General features: G+C 41.4%; 20 protein-coding genes. 2 read left to right on the top strand and 18 right to left on the bottom strand.

Annotation, left to right across the window (positions count from 1 at the left end; all coding sequences use genetic code 11):
- Positions 1-2 precede the first annotated feature (2 nt).
- From AC58QG_RS15825 to AC58QG_RS15785, 9 genes are all read right to left on the bottom strand, one after another.
- Complete coding sequence (locus AC58QG_RS15825; RefSeq protein WP_497363082.1) at positions 3-1,439, bottom strand: response regulator transcription factor; 1,437 nt, start codon at positions 1,437-1,439, stop codon at positions 3-5.
- 179 nt (positions 1,440-1,618) lie between these two features.
- On the bottom strand, positions 1,619-4,549 hold the full coding sequence (locus tag AC58QG_RS15820; RefSeq protein ID WP_497363081.1) for an alpha-L-arabinofuranosidase family protein: 2,931 nt from the start codon (positions 4,547-4,549) through the stop codon (positions 1,619-1,621).
- Between the two features lie 209 nt (positions 4,550-4,758).
- Complete coding sequence (locus AC58QG_RS15815) at positions 4,759-6,378, bottom strand: extracellular solute-binding protein (RefSeq protein WP_497363080.1); 1,620 nt, start codon at positions 6,376-6,378, stop codon at positions 4,759-4,761.
- Positions 6,379-6,506: 128 nt separating this feature from the next.
- A complete protein-coding gene (locus tag AC58QG_RS15810; RefSeq protein WP_497363079.1) occupies positions 6,507-7,379 on the bottom strand; it encodes a carbohydrate ABC transporter permease in 873 nt (290 codons plus the stop codon).
- A gap of 14 nt (positions 7,380-7,393) precedes the next feature.
- Positions 7,394-8,344, bottom strand: coding sequence for an ABC transporter permease (locus AC58QG_RS15805; protein WP_497363078.1), 951 nt, complete (start codon positions 8,342-8,344; stop codon positions 7,394-7,396).
- Between the two features lie 349 nt (positions 8,345-8,693).
- A complete protein-coding gene (locus AC58QG_RS15800) occupies positions 8,694-9,266 on the bottom strand; it encodes a BsuPI-related putative proteinase inhibitor (RefSeq protein ID WP_497363077.1) in 573 nt (190 codons plus the stop codon).
- Positions 9,267-9,460: 194 nt separating this feature from the next.
- Positions 9,461-9,691 (bottom strand): hypothetical protein, encoded by a 231-nt coding sequence (locus AC58QG_RS15795; protein ID WP_497363076.1) that lies wholly within the window; start codon positions 9,689-9,691, stop codon positions 9,461-9,463.
- Between the two features lie 288 nt (positions 9,692-9,979).
- Positions 9,980-10,834, bottom strand: a complete 855-nt coding sequence (locus tag AC58QG_RS15790) for a GNAT family N-acetyltransferase (protein WP_497363075.1) — start codon at positions 10,832-10,834, stop codon at positions 9,980-9,982.
- Positions 10,835-10,849: 15 nt separating this feature from the next.
- Positions 10,850-11,926 carry a CHAP domain-containing protein gene (locus tag AC58QG_RS15785; RefSeq protein WP_497363074.1) on the bottom strand — a complete coding sequence of 359 codons (1,077 nt, stop codon included), beginning with the start codon at positions 11,924-11,926 and terminating at the stop codon, positions 10,850-10,852.
- 291 nt (positions 11,927-12,217) lie between these two features.
- Here AC58QG_RS15785 and AC58QG_RS15780 point away from each other — a divergent pair, with 291 nt between their 5' ends.
- Positions 12,218-13,306 carry a Gfo/Idh/MocA family protein gene (locus AC58QG_RS15780; protein ID WP_497363073.1) on the top strand — a complete coding sequence of 363 codons (1,089 nt, stop codon included), beginning with the start codon at positions 12,218-12,220 and terminating at the stop codon, positions 13,304-13,306.
- Positions 13,307-13,406: 100 nt separating this feature from the next.
- Here AC58QG_RS15780 and AC58QG_RS15775 read toward each other — a convergent pair whose 3' ends face one another.
- The 9 genes from AC58QG_RS15775 to AC58QG_RS15735 form a co-directional block, all read right to left on the bottom strand.
- Entirely contained in the window at positions 13,407-16,556 is a 3,150-nt protein-coding gene (locus AC58QG_RS15775; RefSeq protein WP_497363072.1) for a glycoside hydrolase family 2 TIM barrel-domain containing protein, read from the bottom strand.
- Positions 16,557-16,636: 80 nt separating this feature from the next.
- Positions 16,637-18,352, bottom strand: a complete 1,716-nt coding sequence (locus tag AC58QG_RS15770; protein WP_497363071.1) for a type 2 periplasmic-binding domain-containing protein — start codon at positions 18,350-18,352, stop codon at positions 16,637-16,639.
- A gap of 82 nt (positions 18,353-18,434) precedes the next feature.
- The gene (locus AC58QG_RS15765) at positions 18,435-19,304 is read right to left on the bottom strand and encodes a carbohydrate ABC transporter permease (RefSeq protein WP_497363070.1); all 870 of its coding nucleotides are present in this window, start codon (positions 19,302-19,304) and stop codon (positions 18,435-18,437) included.
- An 11-nt stretch (positions 19,305-19,315) separates the two neighbouring features.
- On the bottom strand, positions 19,316-20,245 hold the full coding sequence (locus AC58QG_RS15760) for an ABC transporter permease (RefSeq protein ID WP_497363069.1): 930 nt from the start codon (positions 20,243-20,245) through the stop codon (positions 19,316-19,318).
- Between the two features lie 12 nt (positions 20,246-20,257).
- A complete protein-coding gene (locus AC58QG_RS15755; RefSeq protein ID WP_497363068.1) occupies positions 20,258-22,201 on the bottom strand; it encodes an alpha-glucuronidase in 1,944 nt (647 codons plus the stop codon).
- Positions 22,202-22,433: 232 nt separating this feature from the next.
- Positions 22,434-23,225: a helix-turn-helix domain-containing protein gene (locus tag AC58QG_RS15750; protein WP_497363458.1), complete on the bottom strand. Its 792-nt coding sequence runs from the start codon at positions 23,223-23,225 to the stop codon at positions 22,434-22,436.
- Between the two features lie 305 nt (positions 23,226-23,530).
- Positions 23,531-24,328, bottom strand: a complete 798-nt coding sequence (locus AC58QG_RS15745) for a phosphotransferase family protein (RefSeq protein ID WP_497363067.1) — start codon at positions 24,326-24,328, stop codon at positions 23,531-23,533.
- A gap of 403 nt (positions 24,329-24,731) precedes the next feature.
- Positions 24,732-25,280: a VanZ family protein gene (locus AC58QG_RS15740; RefSeq protein WP_497363066.1), complete on the bottom strand. Its 549-nt coding sequence runs from the start codon at positions 25,278-25,280 to the stop codon at positions 24,732-24,734.
- Between the two features lie 131 nt (positions 25,281-25,411).
- Positions 25,412-25,885, bottom strand: coding sequence for a hypothetical protein (locus AC58QG_RS15735; protein WP_497363065.1), 474 nt, complete (start codon positions 25,883-25,885; stop codon positions 25,412-25,414).
- Between the two features lie 119 nt (positions 25,886-26,004).
- Between AC58QG_RS15735 and AC58QG_RS15730 the strand changes: the two genes are divergently transcribed.
- Positions 26,005-26,616: a CGNR zinc finger domain-containing protein gene (locus AC58QG_RS15730; RefSeq protein ID WP_497363064.1), complete on the top strand. Its 612-nt coding sequence runs from the start codon at positions 26,005-26,007 to the stop codon at positions 26,614-26,616.
- The last annotated feature ends 148 nt before the right edge of the window (positions 26,617-26,764 follow it).

Here is a 26,764-nt window from a genome sequence, read left to right as displayed (position 1 = left end):
AGTCAACTCTTTCTGAATTTCGTAGGTGTTATCCCACATTGCTTCTTAAACACTTTATTGAAATAATAGTAATCCAAATATCCTACTTTTGTTGCAACTTCTTCAATGGATAACTCTGATCTTTTCAATAGTTCACAAGCTTTTTTGATTCTCAAATCGGTTACATATTCTGAAAAGGTTTTGCCTAAAACCTTTTTGAACAGTTGGCAGCAGTATACTTGGTTGATCAGAAATTTGACAGATAAATCTTTCAGATATAACTCGTCCTGATAATGATTGTCGATGTATTTCACCATTTGGGTAAAATAAGCGTTCTTATCATTTTCATGCATGGACTGGCCGTTTAGTTGCTTTAAGTAGTTGAAAATGTCATTTAAAAAGCTGCCTAAGGACTCAAAGTTTTCGAATCGCTCTTTCAGTTCAGAGTAATTGAGGAAATCAAGCTCCATGTCCTTCAACTCTTCGTAATAGGTGCCAACCAAGCTGCTCACCACTTGATTCCATAAATAAACGACTTCTCCCATACCTAAATGATGAAAGGTGAAGACAACCTTCATTTTCTGAATGATGTCATCCATGTCTCCAAAATTTTTCTCTTTCATACTAGAAGCAATGCTATCTATAAATGGATTGACCAAACTAAGCTTTGGTTCGTATTCAAATATCCCTTTTTCTTCATTCAAAAATGTTTGTGAAGCTGCAAGATCGGCTTCCTTGATTAACTTGGCCATTTGATCGTAATTCGTAGAAATGGAGCTGATTCCTATTGATTTTATATTCAAACCTGTGAATAGTGCAGCATCCAATTGTACATCCAACTCTGATCTCTTATCACTTTTGAGAATGTACAGTGTCTTTCTTGAGCCAAATTCAACTTCTAAGGTATGTCCAATATCGCCAAACTTAATGGCTTGACCTTCCTTTTTCTCACTATCGGCATACACGATAACGACACGCCAATAATCGTCTGATGTGCTTTCAAAAAATGGCATTAAACGTTTTAATTCACTTTTATCTGGTGCCGTAAGCGCTTCTAAAATAAGGTTATTTCGAATGCCTCGCTTCTTGGAGAAATGCAAGGCCAGCTTTTCAATTAAGGGATCTGCCAACTCAATATCTAAGGGCTTGAGAAAATAATCCAACGCACCATATCTGATGGCCTCCTGCGCATAAGCAAACTCAGCGAAACCGCTTACAACAACGAAATCAACATCCAATCCCATATCTTTCGTCATTCTCATAAGGTCAAGACCAGAAATATCAGGCATTCTAATATCTGTAAAGACTAGATCAGGCGATTCCTCGGATATGAACTCAATTGCCTTATGGGCACTTGTAAATTGACCTATGATTTCGAACCCGTATTGTTGCCAGTTAAAGGCATTGCGTATTCCTTTTATCGCCCAAGGCTCATCATCTACAATAATTACTCTATACATAAGTACCTCCATGATCGTTAATCATTGTAAAATTTTCTTGTTAATAATAATACGCTAAATTGAGATTAATAAAATGTATTTTTATAAATTAATTTTGTAATTATTCATGTTTTTTTATAAAAAGCAAAGAAACCTAGGCTAGTGCCTAGGTTTAAAGCTCTACTGCTGAACATTTTATCCTACTTATAAATCTTTACATTATCCACATAGGTAGTACCTGTGTTAGCATCTGCTGCATAGAATTCTATTTTGCTTATATCTGTAACAGCGCTTCTAAGTGCAACCTGACTTAGCTTCTGAACACCATTGATATACAAATCAAATTTATCTGTATCCGTATTTATTACTAATTTCAGAGCATACCATGTACCTGCTGTAAAAGTTTGTACCGTTTGCCATGTTCCATTGCTGTTCACCTTAATATTGCCATTATCAAATGCAAGCGTTTGTGCCGCAGTTCCATTACTGCTATAGATATAAGGCAAACTCCACCAATTTGTCGTAGCATCTCTTCTGACTCTTGCTTCTACTGAAACAGTACCACTTGCTGGACCAAACGTCTTATACATGGACGTCTTTTTTCCTAGGGTAGTGTCAGATTTACTAAGCAATACACTCTTATCAGAAGAATCTGGCACATTCTGTACAGTTACTGTACCTACCGTTGTGTCTAGGACCCATCCCGAAGGCGGATTACCTGTGGTCGTGCTGTTAAAGTCATCATCGACATATGAAGTTGTAACTTTATCAAGTTTGAAATAGTCGACAGCTGTCGCATAACTTGTAGAAGCTGCATTCTTATCCGTTGCTGTAAACCTAAAGCTATGCATACCAGCACTTAACGTCATTGTACCCAAATCAACCTCTTGATAGGACACTGCAGAAGCATACGCGTCAATAAGTGAACCTTTGTTGATGCCATCAATAGATAATTGGGTAATGGCTCGGTTAGGACCCTTTTTAACGCCAATCTTCATATTATAGGTACCCGCAGTCGCAATGTTCACGTTATTATATTGAACATATTCATTCACCGCTTGTAAATCAGCACTACTCCAGTGGTCATTACTTGGACCGGCAAGCTCGGATATAAGTGTTAATGCACGACCCGCCGTTATGTTAGCTCCACCGTTAAAGTTTTCTGTTTCATAGATCAGATCACCGTCAGAAGAAATCGTACCATGAACTCGAATCGTTGAGAAGGAATAAGCTTCTGATGAATAATTGATTTGATTACCACTTACGCTCGTCGTGGTTGTTCCTGTATCAACTTCATTTAAATCTGTACTCAGCCCATAATCATTCCCATTTAGGTATCTACTATCTCTGGCATCCTTATTCCCTGCAATTTTTGGTTTTAAGTACGTCACATTTGCAGTAGGGGAAATATTCGTCATGCCATTGATTGCAACCGTACTGTTGATAACATTCGCGCTATTATTAATAAGCTTTAGAATTAAATCACCGGTTTCTGTATCTTTGCCTGCTACAACCACAAGATTGGAATCTCCTGATTGTCTGAAATTAACATTATAGTCGGCCAAATTTGTGTTCCACATCTTCTCAGCGTGGTAATAATTCGTTTTAAACACATTCAGATTATCAAAATCCATTACTTTTCTTAACCCTGTAAAGGCGGACATGTTTAGAATATCCCCATTTTTCTCGAATACGGCTTTATCTTTAGCTGCATCAAGCGCATCAATAATTTTACCATCCCTGATATTGGAGCCATATTCGCCTAACATGACCTGTGGTCTGGAACGATCATAGCCATTAATGAACTCGATCCATCCAAGACTACCTTGGTTAAAATAATAGTGGTCATCCACGCCAAACGCACCCAAATTCGTGCTAAAGTTATAGAGGGAGTGTGAGTCACTTGCGGTTACAATCAGTTTGAGCGCAGGATATGCAGCGTGAACAGCATTATATATTTTGGTAATATCTGCTCTTGCATTCGTGCTGTCATGCTCCTCATTCCCGAGATTGAGGTACTGAATGTTAAACGGTGCTGGATGTCCCATAGCGGCACGTTTGGCCCCCCATGTTGAAGTAGCACTGCCGTTGGCAAACTCTACGAAGTCCAGTGCATCTTGTGTAAGTTGAGCCATTTCCGGACTATTAGGGTCTAGAGCACCGGCAAGGTGTGTGACACCAACTGGAAGGACGGGTACGGCAACCATTCCGATGTCTTCACTTAACTGTAGATACTCATACATGCCAAAACCATTTGTTATATGGTCTGTCGTCTCATACATATTCCATTGCGAGTTGTTGTACTCCTTACGCCCTTCAATAGGACCTATTTGATCCTTCCAATTATATTGGTAATAAGAACTATGGATGATGCACCCACCTGGAAAGCGCAGAAAACTAGGATGCAATTCCTCAAGGGCAGCTCCTAGGTCTGCTCTAACGCCATTCGGACGATTTTTATAGGTTACACTAGGAAATACCGAAATAAAGTCCAGATATACATCGCCCGTTCCTTTCGCCAATACAACCAATTTGGCATTGGCATCCGTGGTATTGATAGTAATGCTACCTGTATATTTAACCCAATCCGTCGTTATAGAATTAATGGTAGCGGTACCATAATTAGTGCCTGATTGACTAGCTACTCCTATCGTTATGGATGAGTTGTAATTTGATCCTCTTTTGGCATAAAGTGAATAGTTATAGGTAGTTCCGGATGTTACAGCAAATCCATACCACCCGCCATTGGATAATCCGACGCCATTTCCTGCTGTAGTAACATTAAAATGCACATAATGCGTATTTACAAAGTTCAGAGGGCTGGCGTTTTCCACTGTAATGGTTCCTGCTCCGCCATCACGGTAAAGCTGTATCCATCCTCCTAAGGGATGATTATATGTCCCCCCGTCACCGGAATTAAATTCAAATGAGCGGTTAATAACCTTCTCTGCGTATAATCCCCCATCCACTTCATTATGAAGGTCTTCAACGAATGCACCTATTAAAAGTGGCGAGACTTTGTTACCCGTAACATTAGCATTTACGTCAACACTTGCTGTTGCTGTTGTTGTGGCCGCGTACGCAGGCTGGCTTACTCCTGTTGCCCCGACACCAATTACACTAAGCATCATTGAAACCATTAAGATTATTGAAATATAATTTCTGACCCCCGTTTTTACATGCATGCCATTTTCAGTCATCATATTACCTTCTTTTCCACATTTATTTTGTATTAAACAGTATGTCCTCCAATCAGATCCAACTCTTTTCTAGTTTACTTTCCATGCATATAAGCCGTTGATTAGACAACGGCTTATATGCATGGTAAATGTTCTTTTAATTACTTCTTATTTGCTTTCATGGCTCTGTAGATTTTCACATTTTCATCCGTTACAGCCTGCCCGCCTGCTGCCTGGAATTCTGCAACCAACTTATCATACAAGGCATCAAATTCTGAAGGCTTACAGACAATCAGTTTATCCGTCATTAGTTTATTCATATCCCCGAGTGTTTTGCCGAATTTAATATTGGCCTCATTTGGCGTATCAAAGAAGAAATTGGTGTACGTATCCGTCGTATTGATTTTGTATGATTTTTCTGCAAGATCTTCAAATCCAGGCGCCGTTGCAGCTAATGCTTTTATATTCTTCTGCTGATCACCAAGCTCCACACCATTTACAACGAGTGTATAATCAAGATTTAGATAACTCGTTTGCATATTATCCCCTGTTTGATTAATAACCTGCGGAATCCCATTCACCATCTTGTGGTTAACGCCTTCTACACCATATTGAAGGAAGAATAAATTTTTCGGGTCGGACATCCAGTTTAAGTATTTAATAGCCAGCTCTGCATTTTTACTGGTCTTCGGAATAAAGACATTGACGCCATTTTCGTTATATGCGAGTTTTTTATATTTTCCATCTGAATCCTTAAAAGCGTCAATGGGTACAAAGTTTGCGGTAGGCACATTTGCTTTTAATGGCTGACTGATATTTTGCCTTAACGGATAATCCCAGTTTGCAACGACGAATCCTGCTTTACCGTTGGTAAGGTCAGCATCGGCTTGTTTGGCTGTTTTGTCTAAAGCAAAATCAGGGGAGATTAATTTTTCATTGTAAAGCTTGTTCAGGAACTTCATCGCATCTTTGTTTCCAGGTCTTAACCAGCTGTATGCAGCTCCCCCTGAGCTAGGAGCTGTAACAAATTCTTCCTCCGACTGTTTCCCCCAGAAAGATTCACCTAAATTTCCATAGGAATAATTCAAACCAGTTGCAGCAAATACCCAAGGGATAACGCCACTTACGCCTCCCGGATTTTTATCTCGGAATGCAACTAACGTATTATATAATTCATCCCTCGTCGTAGGAACAGGCATCCCTAATTTATCGAGCCAATCCTTTCTAATAAACATACCATTCCATGCTAGTGAAGTTCTTTTAGCAGGAATGGCCATCTGTTTACCATCAAACATTCCATATGAAAGAACCGTCTTACCCAAATAATTCGTTAATTCTTTGCCACTCTTAGCCAATAAATCATTCAATTGAACAATACCATTCGATTTAGCGTATCTAGATACGGTAGGACTGTCATACGTAAATGAGAGATCGGGTGCCTCACCTGCTGCCATCATTACATTAAGCTTGTCAATTTCTTGAGATCTAGGTACTGGAACAAATTTCACAATCGCGTTGTTCTGTTTGCCAAAATTATCATTAATATATCGAGTCCACGTATTATTGTTCAGATCTGGCTGCCCCTGTATACCTCTGTCAAATACCTCAACCGTTAGTGTAACCGGAGAACCTGAAGGAGTTGGAGCTGCCGTTGCGGCTGCAGTTGAAGCTGCTGGTGATGCTGATGAGCTTACTTTATTACTATCGCTTCCACAACCTGTTAAAGCACTTATTAATAGAGTCGAAACCGGTAGTACAGCCAACATTTTTTTGATTTTCATTTTTGTGACCTCTCCTTATATCTTTTTTAACAAAGTAGTTAACTTTTCCGTAGTGCCCCTAAAATCGAAATTATTATTATCCATCCTACCTCATTGCTCCCATAACCACCACCCTTCAAACTGCCTGATTATCCCTTAATTGCCCCCGTCATGACACCATCCACAAAATATTTCTGAAGTTTCGGGTAAACGACTAAAATTGGAATGGTTGCAAACATCACGCTTGCCGCTTTCAATGCCTCAGGAACAATATAAGCCCCCATACTGCCTTCACCTTGCTGGCTATCGAGCTGTTGGTTCGCAGTGATGATTTGGTACAGCTTTAATTGCATCGGGTACAGGTTCTTATCAGTTATATAGAATAGCGCATCCTGAAAACCGTTCCATCTGTCCACTGCGTAAAAGAGACTTAACGTTGCGATAGAAGGCAAAGATAGCGGAAGAACAATTCGTATTAGGATCCCAAGATCACTACAACCGTCAATCGAGGCCGATTCTTCCAAACTTTCCGGAAGTGATGCAAAAAAGGTTTTTAGGATAATTAAATTGAAAACACTCATAGCGCCTGGCAAAATTAAGCTCCACATCGTATTCATCAAATGCAGATTTTTTACAAGCAGATAGCTAGGTATTAAACCTCCACTAAAATACATGGTGAATACTAGAATGGTTAAAATAAAGCTTCTTCCCTTTAACCTTTGCTTTGTAAGCGGATACGCTGCACAGATCGTTAAAAACATACAAACAAGTGTGTAGACAATGGTCAGCACAATCGTGTACCCCATTGTATAAAGCATTTCAACATCGCTTAGAATTGTTTTGTAGGTTTCAAGTGTGAAGCCTACCGGCCAAAGTCCGACCTTCTGAGAGATAATGGCATCATTTGAGCTAAGGGAAAGCGCAATCATATACAAAAATGGAACTAAACAAGTAATTGATACAGCAGTTATGAACAAAATAATACTTATCTCCGTGAAACTGATTCTTTTTTTTCTACGCAACAAACTCACACTCCTTACCAAATTCCCTGCTCACCAATTCTTTTGGCAATGTAATTGGCTGCCACTAAAAAGATTAACCCCACAACCGATTGAAATAGTCCAACCGCTGTTGCCTGCGAAAAATCGCCAGATGCCACTCCAATCCGATATACATAGGTACTGATGACATCGGAGTACTCATTTACCAGTGAATTCCCCATCACAAAGGGCCGATCAAACCCGATCGAGATCATCTTGCCGATTTGTAAAATTAGCAAAATAACAATGGTAGGCTTAATCCCAGGCAAAGTAATATGCCATATTTTACGAGCCCTGCTGCAGCCATCGATATCTGCCGCCTCATATAACTCCTTATTGATGCCAATGATGGAAGCCAAATAGATAATGGTACCCCAGCCAACACTTTGCCATACTCCAATAGCTACATACATGATCAACCAATTCGTTTTTTGAGAAAGGAACTCAATTTTTCCAATCCCGATGCTAGATAAAACTGTATTCGCCATCCCACCTGAGGAAAATAGCAGGTAGGCCATACCGCCAATAATGATCCAGGATAAGAAGTGCGGTAAATATAGAATGGTTTGGGTCACTTTTTTAAATCGGACATACCGGATTTCACTCAACAAAATGGCCAGGATGATGGGTGCAGGGAACCCCGCTACCAAATCCAGAAGATTCAACACGAGCGTATTGGTAAGCGCACGGTAAAAACTATTTTGTTCAAAAATGAATTTGAAGACATCAAGCCCAACCCACTCACTCCCGCTAATTCCCTCAAAAATGTTATAATCCTGAAAGGCCATCAACACGCCATAGATCGGTGCATATCGAAATATGAAGATATACGCCATTGGCAACAGTAAGAGTAGATATAAAAGTGAATCTCTTTTTACGCTATGTAGGATACTGTTCTTTTTCTTTATTTGGATATTCTCTCTAGTGGTTTCTACAACCGCTTTCATTTGTATCGTCCCTCTCCTGCCTAATTTTTAACAAGATAACCTCCTACGAAATAGTTTGAGCAAAAATCTTATAACGCGATCTCATGTAACGAATTATACGCTGATGAATTTTTATTAAAATGTAATTTTATAAATTGTTTTTTGTAATAATTTTATATTTTGGTATGCAAAGCAGCTTTATATTCCCTTTGATTTTATTGGGAAGAAGAAACTGAGATGATGATAAATATTCATTCCATTACGCTCTACTGCCCGTTACATGAATGAAAACAGGGAGCGGCTGCCACGGCAGTCTACTCCCTGTTTATTGTGCTATCGTTTCTCGTTAGATAAATGAAGCAGTTACATATTAACTAATTTCACATATTGTTCTAGCAGTTAGGTCATCTGGATTAATTGTTTCAGATTTTACATTTATCATTATTTTAACTTCAATTGTATATTTCCCCCGTGGTACTAAATTGCCTTTATTATCTTTTAAGTTCCATTCCTCATTAAAATTAAGCTTATCATCTTTTATAAAATTCCTTACAATTAGAGCCTGGGTAAACGCTTTATTAATAGACCATTTATAAATCTCTTCATTCTGCTCATTGTAAATAAAAATATCGTACTTTTGTCCTGACGCATATGAAATTTGTTGTTCTTTACCTGAAACATTCTGAAGATAAAAATTAAGTTTTATTGTCCCATCCACTTTTAGCACTTCTAATGATGGTTTAAAGAGTCCTGAAACTGATTTTAATTGTTCATCTTTCATTTTTTGTAATTCATTTTCTATTTTCGGGTTGATAGTCACTGCTCGTTCGATTTGCACTGGTTCCAAATTTTCATGTGGTTTACTTTCTTTATTTGTGCTAGTTGAACAACCCAAAATGAATGTACTTAAAATGATTCTCCATAATAATTGTCCTATTCCCATCGTCCTCCACCTCATAAACTTAGACGGAATTAAGTTGAAAAATGTTCCAATTTTTAGGTGACTGTATTATGTATGTATGCTTGTTTCGTGGCCTCGCGACACAAACATAGGTGCTTTGAAATAGAAAATCCCCGATTAACGGGGATTTGTAAGTACTAATGTTTGTGTCGTCGTGCAGCTTATATCTCTTCTCCCTAAATCAATCTCTTCATGCCCCGCAACCACTCATAAAAACCATCATCGAAGAAGAGATCGGGGATGTACGTCTGAGTGTAATTGCAATTAGGGCAAAGAAGAACCAACCCTTGTTCAAGAACCTTAGGGTATAATTTCTCGTGTTTACTATTGAGTCCGCAAATAAGAGGGTGCACTCCATCTGCCTGCTGGAAATCTTTAATACGTTGCTTGACATCCTCTTGGTTCATTTTTATCCCCTTTATTTGTTCAGTTCAGAATTATTCCAAGATATCTTACGTTTCAACTCTATCAACCTTGAAAATTTTCAAATGATATTTTCACATCATTATGCTAATTATTATACAAGATGTACTGATCTACAACACCAAAAATAATCTAAGCGCCCATTTAATTTCTACCAGTAACTTCCGTCCTGCCCGTTACTTCAGCAAAATAGGGATCGTCTGACTGCGCTGCAGCCGGCGATCCCTATTTAAGTAACGTTTACTCGTTCTCCATCATAAGTAAGACAAAAATCACAGCGTTTTCTGTAGAAATTCCGTAATATACTTTTCTTTAAAGCCAAGGCTATCATACAGGCTTCTGGCATAATTCTCGGAAACACACCAAAGATCAACTTTTTCACTGCCCCGTCGATAGATTTCATTGCATAAAAAGATAACAAATCTTCTTCCGATCCCAAGCCCCTGCAAGTCAGTACGGACGGAAATACTACTTAGTACATGATCAGAAAGATGGCTATAAGCGACGATTTCCCCTTTTAATTCATAGACAAATCGGTCTCCCGCATCCTCTTTCCATGCTCTTCGCTCTTTTTCACTGGGCTGGGCAATCACAGAATCGGGAAAGCACCTGACACGGACGCGCATTTCATGAAAAGCTGTGGCATACAGCGACTGACTGATAAGATAGTCTTCGTCAGAGTACTGCCTCACCGGAAGCTCCTCCAGGGGAAAGGAATCGCCGGTTCGCTGCATAAAAGTCGATGAAAAATAATTGTCATAACCGAGCTTGCGCGCAAACGCAAGAGATGATTGATGACCAGCCCGATAAGAGCTTCTTACTTTTTGGGTTCCACCCGCCCGTAATTTGGTTTCAGCATACTTTACCGCTGCAGAACCGATTCCTTGCCTACGAAACTGAGGAGCAACAAACACAGTTAAGTAGGACTGCGTTGAAGGCTCGTTCACTTGTGCTAGTGCAACAAGCTTATCCTCAATATATACGTTAATAAATAATTCCGGTTTTTTAGCAAGCAACAGAAGAATTTCTTCACCCGCGTCGATGTCATAGCTTAATAATTCTCTTGCGACATTATAATCTTTTCCAGTGTAGCGTTCATATCGGATACCTGTTATATTCAAGCTCAATCATGCACCTCCATGTTAGAGCGGATTATAGTCCCCGCTGAAATGATATTGATAACTGTTGTCAATACGGATATAGCCAAGAATACGATGACTTCTCTCTCTGTAAAAAATGCTAGAGTAATTTTTATTATCCCTGTTGCCCTCTGCTACCAAAATTTCTTTCTCGTTGCTAGAAAGAACAATACCAATATGATCATGCGAGTGATCAGATAGAAGCTTATCGTAGATGACGATGTCCCCGCGTTGAGGCGTAAACCCATTCTGCTCGTCATGATGGAAGAACCCGGTCTCGGGTAACTGAGCCCACTCCAACCACGCACCAACGCCGGCGAACCGATGAATCCCATTCGGATACCGAATCGGCAAAAGAAATCCTGCTTGTCTGCAGCTGTGGTACACGAACGCAGCACACCAACTGTTCTTTAGCACTTTGTAGATACTGGCATCCGGCCAATATTTACAGATTTCCCGAAAGCGTTCATCTCCTGGTACGCCGATTATGTCTTGCCCCGCAAGCACTTCTGCAATATCAGCCAACTTGCGGCGTTTGTCTTCATTGAGTTGGGGTTTCGTTTCCTTCTCTATGTTGATTTCTTCTTTACACTCACCCACAATTCCCAGTTCTCCGAGCACATTTCGTAATCGATTTACATCTAATCCAGGTATCCTATAGCTAGTATTTTGAAAGTATAACTGTAGCACATTTGCATCCTTTACGATCTCTTCGTAGGGACCATGGCTTCGACTGCCATCCCCCTGGTAAAATATAGAACGGAGAACAGTAAGCTGTTCTTCTTCGGTAAACATGCCTATATCCCGTATTATAGGTCTCACTGCCTCAGCACTATTAGGACCGGGAAACTCATTGATTCCAGTCTTAAAAACATAATAATCATGAAGCATTCCAGCGATCGCCGCAAGTTCTGGATTTTGTCCTCGCTTCATGGCGAGCATTGAAGCAAATGTAGATACCCCGTACAAGTGAACAGCTGCTTCCTGCCTGTTAACCATACACTCTATTGACAACAACATTTCATGAACAATAACTTTAATACTTTCAAGTCGCTTATTCGTCGTCCGTTCACCGATCAAACAATCTCCTCCTTTCTCTATGTACGAACCGCATGGCGGTGGTGACTTGCCTTGATAAAAATGATACTGGAATTTCCTAGAATATTGTAGACTTATGTTTTCCTGTGATTTATAATAATATTGTAAGGGTATTGGAAACAGCCCCCTTGCTTAAATTATGTCAAAAACGGAATCGCCACAATATGTGGCGTTTTTTTATTGCATTTCTGCCAGATACACTGATTCTAAAGCTTGACTATGTAATTTTTATTTGATAAAACGAAGCTACGACTGAAGAAGGCGGTGTAAGTGATGGGGAAACCAATAACATTCAGCATTATAGGCGGTGGAGGCTTTCGCGCACAGTATTTTCTAAGAATTGCAAAGGCTCTTCCAGAACAATTTTGTGTTAGCGGAATGGTAATTCGTGATGAATCCAAGGGAAGGGCGATGGAAGACCTATGGCAAGTGACGACTTATCGGACACTGGATCAGCTCTTGGTAAATGAACAACCTGACTTTGTTGTACTATCTATCAATGCATCAGCCGCTATCGATTATATGCTGCAGCTGGCGGAACGAGGAATTCCTGTACTTGCAGAAACACCTCCTGCACCTAATCTGGATGGTTTGCTGCTGCTGCACAACAAGCTTACCCGTCAAGGCGCGCGCATTCAAATAGCTGAACAATACCAATTTCATCCTATTCAAGAAGCCCGACATAAGTTTATTATGTCAGGACAATTAGGTAATGTTAATCAAGTGACAGTATCCATATCTCAGTTATATCATGCAGTAAGCTTAATGCGGAAAATGTTAGGAGTGCGCTTTGAAGAAGTCAGTATTAAGGGAATGAGATTTGAATCCGATTGGGTTGCTGGGCCGAACCGAGGTGGTCCACCTACAGAAGATAAATTAATTAAGTCAGAGAGAGATTTAGCTTGGTTGGATTTTGGTGGAAAGCTAGGGATTTACGATTTCACCAAGGATCAACATCGTTCATGGACCCGTTCAAACCATTTATGTATTAGGGGGGAACGAGGGGAAATATTCGATAATCGGATTAGCATACAAGATCCTTTCTGTAGACAGATTCAAATGGAATTAAAGCGCATCAATAAAGGTGAGTATGAGAACGCGGAAGGCTATTTCCTTAAAGGAATTATGGCGGGAGAACAATGGGTATATGAAAACCCCTACATACCTGCTAGGTTATATGACGATGAAATTGCTATTGCAGTCTGTTTGAAGAAGATGGCGGTTTATGCCGAGGGAGGACCCGGATTTTATGGTCTTCCGGAAGCTTCTCAGGACCACTATATCGGCATGCTGATTGAGCAGGCTATTAGATCCGGGGAGACAGTAGTGTCGATTCGACAACCATGGGCTGATAACGAATAATAAATAATGGCACCCCATTCGGGTGCCATTAAATTTCTCTGTCAGAGTGATACCGTACCCCCCCATAAAGGAGAGCATCCTCTTCGTTGTGTTCCCAAGCTTACTTCATAAATCGAAGCCAGCCAATGTCGATGTTGCAGCCGGGAAGAAAAATGAGCGACACGGTGTTTTTGCCTGTGATTGATTCGTCTAGACTGAACACGGCACTGGCGTACTCATCCATGCTTGCCACTTCTATCATTTTTCTGATTTCACGCTGGCCATCGGTAAACACGAGCTGTATCGAATTTTGTTCTATTTTTGAACGCCAGCAAATTTCAATTTGTCCTGCGCCTAATTCACCGAAGTCCATATTTTCATATACGAGAGATACGTTATTCCCTATATTTTCAATCGTATCCTCACGAATGGTAAAGCAATCGCCATAAACCGTTGTGACTTCAGTGGCCTTCAATTTTTGGAAAGCCTTTTGATACTGGGAAAAGGTAAAGCCTTGGATGTGTACCTTTTGTCTAAACACAAGGCATAAGGTGGTCACACCGATCAGCCTACGCGGGAGCTTATAGACCACTTCCTGGTAAGTATTCCAAATTGAACCTTTGTCGTAGTGAATGGTGCTGAGATGCTCGCCGCCCTCCAAAGGCATTCCCTCCCAAATTTCAAAAGTAAAAGGGTCCTTACTCAAAGGGAATAGAGGCAAAGTAATTTCATCCGACCCGTAATCTCCAAAGTCCAAGTCTTTAAACCCGACATGACTTTCGCCATCTCTTAACGTAGCTACGCCACGCTCATTGCCATTGGTCAGCTCTACGTTGCTCGTGTACAGTCCGCCGGATACGAACTCATAAGGATTAATAAAGGGCTTTCCTAAGCCTTGAATTTGCAGTGTAATCATCGAGATAAAAGCAAAATGATTTCCGCCGTTTCTAGGGGAACAACGGACATAAATTTCGCCGTCTCCTCTAGGCTTGATGGTTGCGCTTTGTCCATCTTCAGATACCACAATCGTGGCCAACTGGCTATCAATACCAGCGGAATCTGTGACCCGCCAATATAAGTCGCTATAGGTTGCATGTTCTGGAAAAGTCTTTGCCTTCACATGGTAACCGTCCGCTGTCAATTCGATTTTGCGAATAGGCACTTCACTCTGCTCTAATTTTGCACGAATGACAGGAACGCTATTACCCACCCGCTTTACGATGGCCAACAGCTTCCCGCTAAAGAGCCTCCTGGAGTCCGTCTGATACTGGTCATAGTCCGTAGCATCGCCGTTATCCAGTGCGAGCAATGTTCCGCTCTCAACGGATACCTGGACACGACAGTTGGCATTTTCAACGGGATTGCCTTGGAAATCCACGGCTGTAATCGTTGTAAAAAGTAGCTCGCCTATGATTTCGTTCTCTAGCTGCAGCTTTACAGCATCACCAAAAGATGTTCTGCTCTGCTCTGCAATCTGTTTGCCATTTTCATCGTAAGCCACTGCACGAATCGTTCCAGTGCGATATTTGATTTGCCAATCTGCAACGATTTTATCGTGATCCAGCGACACAATACCTTGACTCTCCTCATTTACAAACAATTCTACTTGAGCAGCGTTGGAGCAGACTCTGACGTCGATAACCTGACCTTCCGAAAAATCCCAGTACGGATACAGATGGACAAAGGGCTCTTTTCGATAGTCGGTCCATGCAGCTTTAAACAAGTAATACGAATCTTTGGGAAAGCCTGCCGTATCTACATGTCCAAGATAGGTGTTCTTCGTGTGGTAAGGTGTTGGCTCGCCAAGGTAGTCCTGACCTGCCCAAATAAACTGTCCTAGTGAGAAAGGAGTGTCTGCATCTGCTTTGATACACCATTCCACGCTTTTGGCTCCCCAGCTTGTGGCACTGTTGCCAAGAGCCGAACATTGCAGGTCATCGTCCGCCAAAATTGATTTGGAGAGTGGAAAATGGTAAATGCCTCGGCTTTGCACCGTGGAACAAGTCTCGCTGCCATAGATGATCCAATCCGGATGTTCAGAATGATGCTTCACGTATAAGGGCTCAGCGTAGTTATAGCCGATTAGTTTAATAACGTCAGCGCATTTTTGCGTATTTTCCCATGGCATGTAATTGGAGCATAATGTAACAGGCGCATGAACATGGGGATCATGCTTTTTAACCAATTCCATGAGGTAAGTCATCGTTGCTTTTCCAGACTCTGCATCTGCATGCGTATCATAAACTTCGTTGCCAACGCTCCACATGATAATCGAAGGATGGTTGCGATCCCGGCGAATCCAAGAGGCCACATCCTTTTCCGCCCATTCATCAAAGAAACGCGCATAGTCATGTTTCGTTTTTGGACGCTTCCAAACGTCGAATATTTCGCTCATGACGAGAAAACCCATTTCATCTGCAATATCGTTAAAAATGCTAGCGGGCGGGTTGTGAGCTGTACGGATTGCGTTGACACCCATTTTACGGAATATCTCAAGCTGCCTGCGAATGGCGTCCGGGTACACTGCCGCACCCAATCCGCCGAGATCGTGATGGAGGCAGACGCCATTTAACTTTACATGCCTGCCATTGAGGAAAAATCCCCGATCTGTCGTATACTCGATCGTCCTAAAGCCAAAGCGGGTATCCACAGTATCTGTAATCTCACCGTCTACAAATAGTTCGCTTCGCAGGGTGTAGAGCTGGGGATTCTCAACGTCCCACTCTACGATTTCGTCATTCTTTTCTAAAAGCGTATGGCGAACCTGATAAGGCATTCCTTCGGTTTCTACTTCCACATCTACTTCGTAACTCCACTGACCGTCCACTTTATGGGTTGTAATATAGATTCCGTCAGATACGAAGTGACAAGCGTTTTTTACAATCAGAAACACATCCCGATATATGCCCGCCCCTGTATACCATCGGGAGTTTGGCGCTTGATGAACGACCTTGAGCAAAATGGTGTTTGTGCTGTCTTTGCTTATAAAACCTGTAATATCAAATTCAAAAGCTGTGTATCCATACTTCCACTGACCCACTTCTTTGTCGTTTACAAACAAGGTACTGTCCATATACACGCCATCAAAGCGGATAAAAAGACGCTGTCCGTCCTTTACATTACTTGCATCTAGATCACGCTTGTACCAACCAATGTCATCTTTGTACAAATTTTTTGTATCTGCAATCAACCAGTCATGAGGAACACTGACGGGTACAAACTCGTTTGGCTCCCCTTTTGCAAACTGCCAACCATCATTCAAAATCTGCATACGAATTCCTACCTCCATAAAAGCCTAGAGGCTTGCATGTGCAAGCCTCTAGGCATTATCAATCTTTTGCTCGTAGAATGCTATTTCAGCTTTGTTTCTTTTCCGAAAGCTTTCTCCCATGCAGCTGTTCGCTCGTCGATAATCGCTTGACCGCCTGAACCGAGGTAATCCTTCATACCTGCGTCATATACAGCGTCAAATTTGTCAACAGGTGCCACAACAGCCTTGTTCAAGAGCGTATCACGTTTCTCTTTAAGTGCTTGACCTTGGCCGTTTTCTGCCTTGATAGCACCCACATTGGCATTTTTGCCTACACGTCCGTCATGAGTTGTATTTTCATTCGCTTTCTCAATATATTTGGCGTCAATACCAGCATAACCGTTGGCAATTGACTTGACTGTCTTAGCAGGATCGCCAAGGTCAAGACCATTACTTGTGATCGTGTAATCGATGTTTGCTGGAGAGTTCATAATTTTTTCGCCTGTTGCTGCAATCGTCTTCACGGAACCGTCTGGCAACGTTTGACGAGTAACGCCTTCTTCTCCAAATTGCAGGAATACGCGATTGTCAAGCTTGGAAATCCAATCTAAATAGAGCAGAGAAGCAATCGGTTCTTTGTTTGTAGCTGGGAAAAATATTTTACGGTCAACAGGACCTGATAAAAATTTCTTATAAACACCAGCATCGTTGGCAAATGGTTCAACAGCAATATAAGCTGCATCTGGGCCAACAAGCTTCTGAATGCCTGCCTGAATGCTGTCGGCGCCGTTACGATACGGGTAATCCCAGTTGTGCATGAATGCGCCCACATAGCCCGCTTTCATGAGATTATCTTCCGTTTTATCTCCGGCAGGATAAAGTGCGAAATCCTTCCAAACCAGACCTTGATTATACCACTTATTCAACGTTTTTATGCCTTCTTTGTAATTTGGATAGAGGAAACGTCTATCGTCAAAGTCGTGCGTGTAGATGTCCTTGTCTGTTATATTATTGGGTACGTAGGCCGCAGTCAAATGATCTGTACGCCAGCCGACGTCAAAGCTCGTTGAAAAAGGAATCATCTTGCTGGCATCTTTTCCCAAAAGTGTGGAAGCGTTGTCTTTAAATGCCTTTAGCATGTTTTCAAATTCTGTTAACGTTTTTGGCGCTTGAAGATTGAGCTTCTTTAACCAATCCTCGCGCACAAAGGTATTCGTGCGGTTAAGGGTGTTCAAACGAGATTCTATTGCCCACAAGGTTCCTGTGCTAGGATCTTTGTCCCAATTGATGTTTGCTTCGGTTAAATACTTATACATGTCTGGCAGAAGGTCTTTGTTATCTTTGAGAAGAGGGCCTAGGTCAAGGACACCACCCATATTGGCGTACGTTTGGATTGTTGGATAAGAGTAGGTGAGACTGATATCCGGCGCTTGATTCCCTGCCAAAAGGTTGTTAATCGCCTCGCCCTCTGTCCAACGTGGAACAGGAACAAAAGAAACGTCTACATTGTGGTCGCGAAGCATTCCGTCTTTGATATATTTTGTATAGACGTTGTTCTCTGGTTTGGTTCCCCCGGGATTACCACGGTCATAAATCTCTACTTTGATTTTACGAGTCTCCTTGAATTTGAGATTGGCATCGAGACCTAGCTTTTCTAGTCCTGCAGATTTGTTGTTAGGAGCATTAGATGCAGGCGCTGAAGCTGATGGATCTGATGAAGCTGATGGAGTTGGTTTGTCGCTAGTGGTACATCCTGAAAGTGCTCCAGCAAAAACGGTACTAACCGCTAGAACGGACAATGCTTTGCGAAATTTCATGTTTGTTCCTCCCTTATTCTTGTTTACTATTTGGCATTGATTTATAAAAATTGACGTAGCCAATTCCTATCATGAGTTAAAATTAACCTTTTACCGCTCCGATTGTAACGCCGGAGATAAAGTATCTCTGCAGCCACGGATAAATGAGCAAAATCGGTATGGTTGCAAACATAACGGTTGCTGATTTAATTGTTTCAGACAGGCCTGGGCTTGAAAAGCCTTCCTGCGTAGCCACCTCAATACTGCTGACACTATTAAGAATGTTATAAAGCAGCAATTGTATGGGGAAGTAGGTTCTATTGGACATAAACATCAATGCATCAGAAAACCCGTTCCATCGGCCTACTGCATAGAAAAGAGCCAGCGTTGCAAGCACAGGAGCGGAAAGCGGTAGATAGATGTTGATGAGTACCCTAAGAGGTCCTGCTCCATCGAGTTCAGCTGATTCCCTAAGACTCTCCGGAATCCCGTAGAAGAAGCTGCGCATGATGATGACATTAAATACACTAATGCAGTTTGGCAGAATCAGTACCAACGGATTATTGAGCAAGTGCAGCTCTTTCAAAAGCAAATAGGTCGGGATTGTGCCTGCACTAAAGTACATCGTAAAGATAATGAGTGCTGTGATAATCTTTTTCCCTTTCAGGTTGTCATATGTAAGCGGGTATGCACACATAATTGTCATTAACATTGACCAAAGCGTGGTAATCACGGTTAGTATGGCTGTCCACAACAACGCCCATGTATATTTAGAATCTCCAAGTACCGTTGAGTAAGCATCGAAATTCAGTCCTACAGGCAGAAGAAAAACTTCATTTTTCACCAATGAACCCGCAGAGCTTAAAGATCGTGCCAATATATTTAACAACGGCAGGAGACAGACTAAAATACACAAGAAACACATGAAAGCGATAATCCAGTCCCCGATTCTAGTACCTTTTGATTTAATCATGTTATAGCCTCCTACCAGATGCCACGTTCGCCAAATTTTTTGGCCAGAGCGTTTGCTGCAAACAAAAATATGACGCACACGACAGATTGAAATAGACCGACGGCAGTGGTGAGAGAGAATTGCAATCCACGAATACCGTTGTTATATACGAATATGGAAATAACGTTAGAAACTTCTGTGACAAGCTTATTACTGAGTGCGTAAGGTCTGTCAAATTCACTGCCCAAAATGCGCCCAAGGCTTAGAATCAGCATAACAATGATCGTAGGACGAAGTCCTGGCAGCGTAATGTGCCAAATATTGCGTATACGACTTGCTCCATCCACCGATGAGGCCTCGTACAGTTCTGGGTTGATCCCTGTAATGGCTGCCAGATAGATGATGGTATTCCAACCGCAGCTTTGCCATATGCCCAGTAAAATGTAGGTGACCACCCAATGCCCAGGTTCATTCAGAAACGGAATGGATGCAAAGCCCATCTTGTTTAGCATGATGTTGACAAGCCCTGTAGTCGGCGCAAAAAGCTGAAGTGCCATACCTGAAATGATAATCCATGATAAAAAGTGCGGCATATAGACGATCGTTTGGGTGAATCGCTTAAAACGTTTGAAAGCGAGCTCATTTAAGAGAATGGCCAGAATAATAGGTGCAGGGAAGCCAAATAGCAAGTCAAGAAAGTTAAGCACGATGGTGTTTCTAAGGGAATAAAGAAAGTCGCGATTGGAAAAGGCCTTAATAAAATATTCGAACCCATTATTTCCTGCCCACGCCATCTCCGTTGGGCTTTTTACAATGCTATAGTTTTTGAATGCAATTTGAATGTAGCCCATGGGTATGTAACGGAAAACGATAAAGAAGGCCATCGGGAGAAGCAACATCACATAGAGTATCCAGTAACGTTGAAAATACCTAATCGATTGCTTTTTATTTGTAATTACCATATTTGCACCGCCTTACCTATAAATTTGTCTTCCCTTTTCATCGTCAATTCCTGTTTTGCGATAGAAATACGTATTCACTTGATCTCGCCACTCACGAGCATTGAGAAGTTGAAGTTGAAGTCGCTCTTTCACCGAGTTAAAGGCTTCCTGTGGAACTCGGTTCTCCAGAGTCTCCCAGGATTGTAACAATGCTTCTGTTTGCTGAGCACCCTCAAAGTGACTGTCATATATGTATTGAAGCAATGTTCGTCCGTCTTTCATTTTGTAGTCGTACCGAACGCGATGGAAAAACAGCAATAGTTCCTCCGGACAACTTTCTATGTCGTCATACATCCTTTGTAGTGACTCTGGATACTGAAGTGTAAATCCCGTTCCTTTGGAAGTTCGATCGACACCAATCGCATCAAAGCTTGCTCTGTGATAAGTCCCCCATTTTGAAAACTCATAGCCGTCAACATTAGGCCCGTAGTGAGAATTTGGATTTACCATAAAGCCAATACCAAGAGGAGCTGTATAGCTCTCGTAAATCCCTCTTGATTTAAGCAGCATCTCCTCCATAGTTTGGCGTCCATGCTCATCTGTTTCAAACGTGATCCGAATCCACTCACGGATCAGTTCTTTAGCAGTAAGCTCCGGATTCCACGCCATTCGCCCAAAGGCGTACAGATTGGACTGTGCAAGGGTGTTGCCTGTCCAGTTCATGTTATTGCCTGTGTTTGTAACCGCTGTCACAGCAACGATTTCTTGGCCAAACAAACTTTTCAACTGCTTCCTTTTATCAACTTCTGTTGTCAAAATTTCTTCCCACTGAACAGCTAGGCCGAACAGGTCGACTTGCTGGCCTGTGTACTCCTGAGCAATTTGAAACTCAATGGCCTCACGGGTGTTTTTAAGGCTTGAAAAAAGAGGCGATACTGGCTCTCTCGTCTGAAAATCTACTGGGCCATTTTTGATTTGAAGAATGACGTTCTGATCAAATGTACCATCCAGTGGCTGAAAGTGCTTATAAGCCGCCATTGGACGGTCGGTTTGCGCATCTCTCCAGTCCTGCTGGCAGTTATACACGAAGCAGCGCCAAAAGACCAACCCTCCAAATGGAGCGACCGCTGCAGCAATCGTATTGGCACCGTCTGCCTGAGTTCGTCCAAAGGCCTCCGGGCCGCCTCTAAACTCTGAGTCCGCTTTCACCAAATAACCTAAAAAGTCCGGGATTTTATCGTATACAACCGCGGATTGAGCTTTCCAAAATTCCTTTACTCCCTCATCCAACGGATCAGAGGTTGTAAGCCCGCCGACGATCATCGGTGCATCAAAATGGACGGATACCAATAATCGGATACCAAAAGGTCTAAACAGTGCAGCTAGTTCTGCCATGTCAGAAAGCAGCGGTTCAGCAATCAGACCAGCGCTTACTTTGTTCACGTTCACATTGTTAATGCAAATTCCGTTAATTCCGATAGAAGCCATCAGTCGGGCATAATTTTTAATTCTTTCTTCATCGTAGTCAAACTTATTATTAAGGAAGAAGAAAGAATTACCGGCATATCCGCGTTCAATGTGCCCATCCATGTTGTCCCAATGATTAATAATGCGATAGTCGACTTTGGGTGCGGAGCGTTCATGAATCTTTTCCATGCTCTCTCCAGTGGCCAGACGGTTTAGGAAGCGATAAACACCATATAAGAGACCATTCTTACTGCCACCTGCGATCTCGAATCCATTGTCCAGTGGGGTAAGTGAAAACTCCTCAGGCCTCAAGTCATCAACTTTTAATTGCAGCGTGTACTCAGCGCATTCTTGAATTTCTCCCCATAGGCGAATTAGACCTAGATGACATTCTTGATGGATAAAATCTAAATCGAAGCCTGCACTGATTCGCAAAGCTTTAGGCTCTAGACTCGATTTTGGCTGCAGCCAAGCATTGTATTCGGAATATATACGTCCCGCGTGATCCATGATGCACCTCTATCAAATAAATTAAAGCGTTTTCATTAACTACAAAATATAGGGTATGAATTTAACATTTTATTCATATTAAGTTCATCGTGCGGCACCTATAACGATAGCCAAAACACTTTTGTTCCTTAATATAAAACTTAGCATTGAAGATACCTTTCGACAATAGTCTGAATATAGTTAACAATGCCTAATTAAAGATATTTTTTTGCAAAAAAAAGACTAGCGTAAGCTAGTCTGGTTGATTTCTGAGACATTGTGATGGTGAATATCCTTTGATCATTTTAAATTGCTTTCGAAAGTGCGACAGATCGCTGTACCCGCAACGCTCTGCGGCTTCGCTTACGTTGCATTCGCCATTTTGCAGCATGTCCTCTGCATGGTTAATTCTCGTTTGCGTCAAGTATTGATTGACCAGTATTCCCGTTTCATTTTTAAATAGTGCCCCAAAGTATACCGTATTGAGCCCTACCAGATTTGCAATCTCTTTTACAGTAACATTGCTCGCGTAGTTTTCAGATATATAGTTGATAGCCTTTTTCACCCGATAGTCTGTGCTTGTGGGGTCTTTTTTTAAGAGAATCAGCTCAAATAATCTGTGAATAATGACAAGCAGCAAACCTCTGGTTTTTGTATGATACGCGGTTTCCTTACGAACCCAGGCATTGGATAGCTCGCGAAAGAGCCCGATGAGGTCGCTTTTAATCCCAATGTGCGTCAGCAAAGGAAGAGGCAGGTCGGCTAATTGTCCGTTCATTTCATAGAGTTTGAAGTTAGCGGAGTACAAGATCATAAGGTCATCGACGATGCATTTGGCCATACGAATGCTCCCTCGTGGAATGCAAAGAAGATCACCTCGCTTCACCTCGTATTGTACGCCATCAATTGTATAGATTCCTTTCCCTTCTATAACATAAGTGATGTCACAAAATGAGATTTCATTTTTTGCGATTTCCCATGTTGGTGTGCACTTTCTATATATTAAATAGCCGATATCAGGAACTAAGAAGTCATTAATTACCACTGACAAATTGATCTCCCTCCCAATTAATATCTTTAATTTATACCCTATAACTTTAGTTCAACCATTGTCAACAAAAAATGTCGAAGTTTGATACAATTGGAAAAAGTTCCTTCAGGTTCACACATAGGGTTAGTTGGATATTCCGTCACTCGTGCCAAATATAACTGTTTGTTACGCCCGTAAGTTGAGAAAACGGCAGCCCTTATGCCGGCTGCCGTTTCTTCATTTTATTAAGCTATCGTTTAACGTTAATTGAGCATTTACATTTACTTTAAACCAACCGCCATATTATGGCATGTTAAAGCTTATATGAGCTGCCGCTGTATTTGTGCGAGTAGCTTGCGCTGCTCCTCCTCCGGAATGCTTTCACCTAGGCGTGCAGCCATCAGCGGAAGCTCCCACTTCGTGAGCTCTTCCCTATTGAAACCGGTCAGTTCGAGATATGTATCTTCGTAACTTTGCAGTAATACAGTTCGAATCTGAGCAAACGTCTGGCTGACGACATCTGGAAGCTCTGCCGGCAAAACCGCGTGACGAAGTATCATGATCGTCCTGGCTGCATCGGCTTGTGCTGCTCCATATACTGCGGTCATCCAGTCGATTACGACTGGTCCCTGCTGATTTAAGAGTACATTGCCAGGATGGAAATCACCGTGGCAAAGATGATCCCCTTCAGGAAGATCGAACAGACGATTTTCGACCGCTTCTCGAAACGGCTCAAATCCGACGTGACGAATGCGATTAATTGTACTAGCCAGTCGGCTTTTGTAAGATTGCAAACGGCCGTTAACCTTGACGCTGTGCAACTTGACGTGAATCTGAGCCAGCTGACGACCACATTCTGCAGCTTGTTCCGGCTTTCCTATCAGAATCTCCAACATTGAAGGTCCCATGATTCTCTCATAAGCAAGTCCAGTAAATCCGTCAATTTCTACTGTACCATAAAATGTCGGAGCGCCTACTGCCAACTCCTCAATAATATGGCTGATCCCCCGCTCCAGGTCCAGCAATTTCGGGTCGCGGAATACTTTAAGTACCTGGTCTGACCCTATGATATAAATATCCGCAGTGTTGCCTCTGCCAATCCGTTCTCCCAGTCCCATGAGACGCACCCCATTTATATGTAGAGTAATAATCCTATGAACTACTATAATCGAATGAGTTAAACTAGAGCCTCGGTAAATCAAATTTACTACCGATACTCCTTTAAATACTTTGAACCCATCCCCCAATAATCATAATTATAAGAATTAGGGTTATCTAGTAGAAATAGAGATCTTTCGGCCCAATCTCTAACCTCTTTGCAAGATTTTTGCACTTTAAATCCCATTAATTTCATATATAAGGTATTTTTATAATTTCTAAGGTCTGGTCTAGAATTGACGGTATCTCCTGTTAATACATATAAACAATCAAGAAAAAAGATTCTATGATTCCAGGGATCTATGAACATGTTTACCTCCTATTTTCTAATTAAATAATTAGTGCGATTTCCGTTAGCGTAATTCAGAGTTTCAATGTTACCATGAATACTAAATATAAAATAACAGGTAATCCTATAGCAGATATTATTATGATTACGGTACGCACTTTTTTCTCATCTCGTAATATAAACGCTAAAAACTTATACCCTAAAATACCAATTAATCCACCCGAACAATTTAAAATGATGTCATCAATGTCTGATGTTCCGATACCTAAAAGCCCCTGAGTGATTTCAACAGATAAACTCACAAAGAATATAAACAATAGATTGGTTATGACTCTTTTGTCCTTTTTGAATAATGACAGATAAGTACCAAGAGGAATAAGAATAACTATATTACCAACCACATTACTAAAAGCGAATTTTTTTATAGTCGCAGAACCGCCAAGTATATATTCCTTTATACTATAAAAAGGAATAAGATTGATCGACCTATTTAAAGTCCTTTGACTATTAAACATCTCCAAAAGTGAAATTCTTGATAAGAACAATAATTTAATTAAAAAAACGATGTAACAAATGAAAACACCATATAAAAAGATTGTTTTAAATCGTTCTCGTTTATTCATAATACCTCCATTTTTCATTTCATTCCTACTTATTCTCTGACGTTCAGTTTATAATTTAAAGTTCACTGAGTGAATTTGTTTCTCTACAAACTGAAAGCTCCAAGGATTATTCCTTGGAGCTTTTTTCATGCTTATGTTTGGCTTGGGACTTTGATCGCTTTGATCATCTGTCGTATCGAACCGAGATGGTAGGCGGAGTGAGCGATCGCTCCCAACAGACCATTCGATGTCTGTTCATCTAAGGAGTCAAGTGAATCAATCTTTTTAAGTAGTGTTGTGTATTCTTGTTGAAGTTCGTCATTAAATTGTGCCCATGTGATTTTATCAACCTTTGTGATTTTCCATGATGCTTCCCAGTCCTTCTTGGGTTCTTCTCCATTTAAGTAGAAATTCACAACCCATAAGTAGTAGCGGGTATGATCCATTTGTGCGGCGATTGTCGTACCATTGACAGGTATCGAAGCGTCTTCTGCCGATAATTTTTCAAGCGTTCCGAATAAACCACTACCAGGCGTCGCTTCTGTATACCAGCTTGCGTTTTCTTCAGGTCCATCAAATGTTTCCTTCAACAATGTTCTAACAGCTACCAACATCGGATTGTCCATCTCAGTACCTCCTGAATTTGTTTATAACCATCAAAACTACATTAGATGGTTATAGTTTAACCGAGTTGTTTCTAACTGTCAATATGTATTATGATGGTTATAGTAAAGGAGTTATGATTATGTCGGAAACGAACCCTTATATGATGGTCGGAGAACGTTTGTGTATGGATTTCATCAATACCGTCAGTTGGCGGGAAAGTGCTGAGCTAAGGCGGGATTGGTTTACGAGTTACGCCAAATTGGTCGACTGGTGCTTCAATGCTAAAGTCTTGACCGAACAACAAGCAAAAGCTCTACTTTTAAAAGCGGAGGAGAAACCGTCTGAAGCAGGAGATGTTCTGAAACAGGCAATCGAAATGCGGGAAGTCATGTATCGAATTTTCAAGTCCATTTCAAAGGAAACATCGCCCCACCCGCCAGACCTGGAACGTTTCAATGAATCTGTGAGCCACTTTTATCAAACTTTGCAAGTAATCCATGAAAAGGATCATTACACTTTGAAGTTCAAGCAAACCGAGATAAACTTGGACACTATGCTCCCTCCGATTTTGCAATCTGCTGTAGATTTACTTGTTTCCAAAAACGACCTGGAACGAGTCAAACAATGTGAGGGAGACCCTTGTGGATGGTTATTCTTCGATACGAGCCGGAACCGGAGCCGCCGCTGGTGTTCAATGGCCGATTGCGGCAATCGTGCCAAAGCACGACGATTTTACCAAAAAGAAAAGTGACCATACTCCGTCACTTCCCCTCGAAAACGTCCTCGTGATATTCTTTCGGGATGATGCTTTTGACTAAATCGATGTATGGCTGCACTGGAAGCAAAAAGAGACCCTCAGCAACGGGCTGAGGGTCAAAGTTTATATTTAAAGGGGGGTC

This window comes from Paenibacillus sp. J22P169 (assembly GCF_059691995.1).
Note: the sequence above shows the minus strand (reverse complement) of the source record. Positions and strands in the feature narration are given on the sequence as shown.

Coding starts and splice junctions, on each gene's coding strand:
- AC58QG_RS15745 (WP_497363067.1), bottom strand. CDS start 24,328: ATGGGACTGGGAGAACGGATTGGCAGAGGCAACACTGCGGATATTTAT.
- AC58QG_RS15800 (WP_497363077.1), bottom strand. CDS start 9,266: ATGGGAATAGGACAATTATTATGGAGAATCATTTTAAGTACATTCATT.
- AC58QG_RS15760 (WP_497363069.1), bottom strand. CDS start 20,245: ATGGTAATTACAAATAAAAAGCAATCGATTAGGTATTTTCAACGTTAC.
- AC58QG_RS15805 (WP_497363078.1), bottom strand. CDS start 8,344: ATGAAAGCGGTTGTAGAAACCACTAGAGAGAATATCCAAATAAAGAAA.
- AC58QG_RS15740 (WP_497363066.1), bottom strand. CDS start 25,280: ATGAATAAACGAGAACGATTTAAAACAATCTTTTTATATGGTGTTTTC.
- AC58QG_RS15820 (WP_497363081.1), bottom strand. CDS start 4,549: ATGATGCTTAGTGTAATTGGTGTCGGGGCAACAGGAGTAAGCCAGCCT.
- AC58QG_RS15795 (WP_497363076.1), bottom strand. CDS start 9,691: ATGAACCAAGAGGATGTCAAGCAACGTATTAAAGATTTCCAGCAGGCA.
- AC58QG_RS15735 (WP_497363065.1), bottom strand. CDS start 25,885: ATGGACAATCCGATGTTGGTAGCTGTTAGAACATTGTTGAAGGAAACA.
- AC58QG_RS15770 (WP_497363071.1), bottom strand. CDS start 18,352: ATGAAATTTCGCAAAGCATTGTCCGTTCTAGCGGTTAGTACCGTTTTT.
- AC58QG_RS15755 (WP_497363068.1), bottom strand. CDS start 22,201: ATGGATCACGCGGGACGTATATATTCCGAATACAATGCTTGGCTGCAG.
- AC58QG_RS15815 (WP_497363080.1), bottom strand. CDS start 6,378: ATGAAAATCAAAAAAATGTTGGCTGTACTACCGGTTTCGACTCTATTA.
- AC58QG_RS15780 (WP_497363073.1), top strand. CDS start 12,218: ATGGGGAAACCAATAACATTCAGCATTATAGGCGGTGGAGGCTTTCGC.
- AC58QG_RS15775 (WP_497363072.1), bottom strand. CDS start 16,556: ATGCAGATTTTGAATGATGGTTGGCAGTTTGCAAAAGGGGAGCCAAAC.
- AC58QG_RS15825 (WP_497363082.1), bottom strand. CDS start 1,439: ATGTATAGAGTAATTATTGTAGATGATGAGCCTTGGGCGATAAAAGGA.
- AC58QG_RS15765 (WP_497363070.1), bottom strand. CDS start 19,304: ATGATTAAATCAAAAGGTACTAGAATCGGGGACTGGATTATCGCTTTC.
- AC58QG_RS15730 (WP_497363064.1), top strand. CDS start 26,005: ATGTCGGAAACGAACCCTTATATGATGGTCGGAGAACGTTTGTGTATG.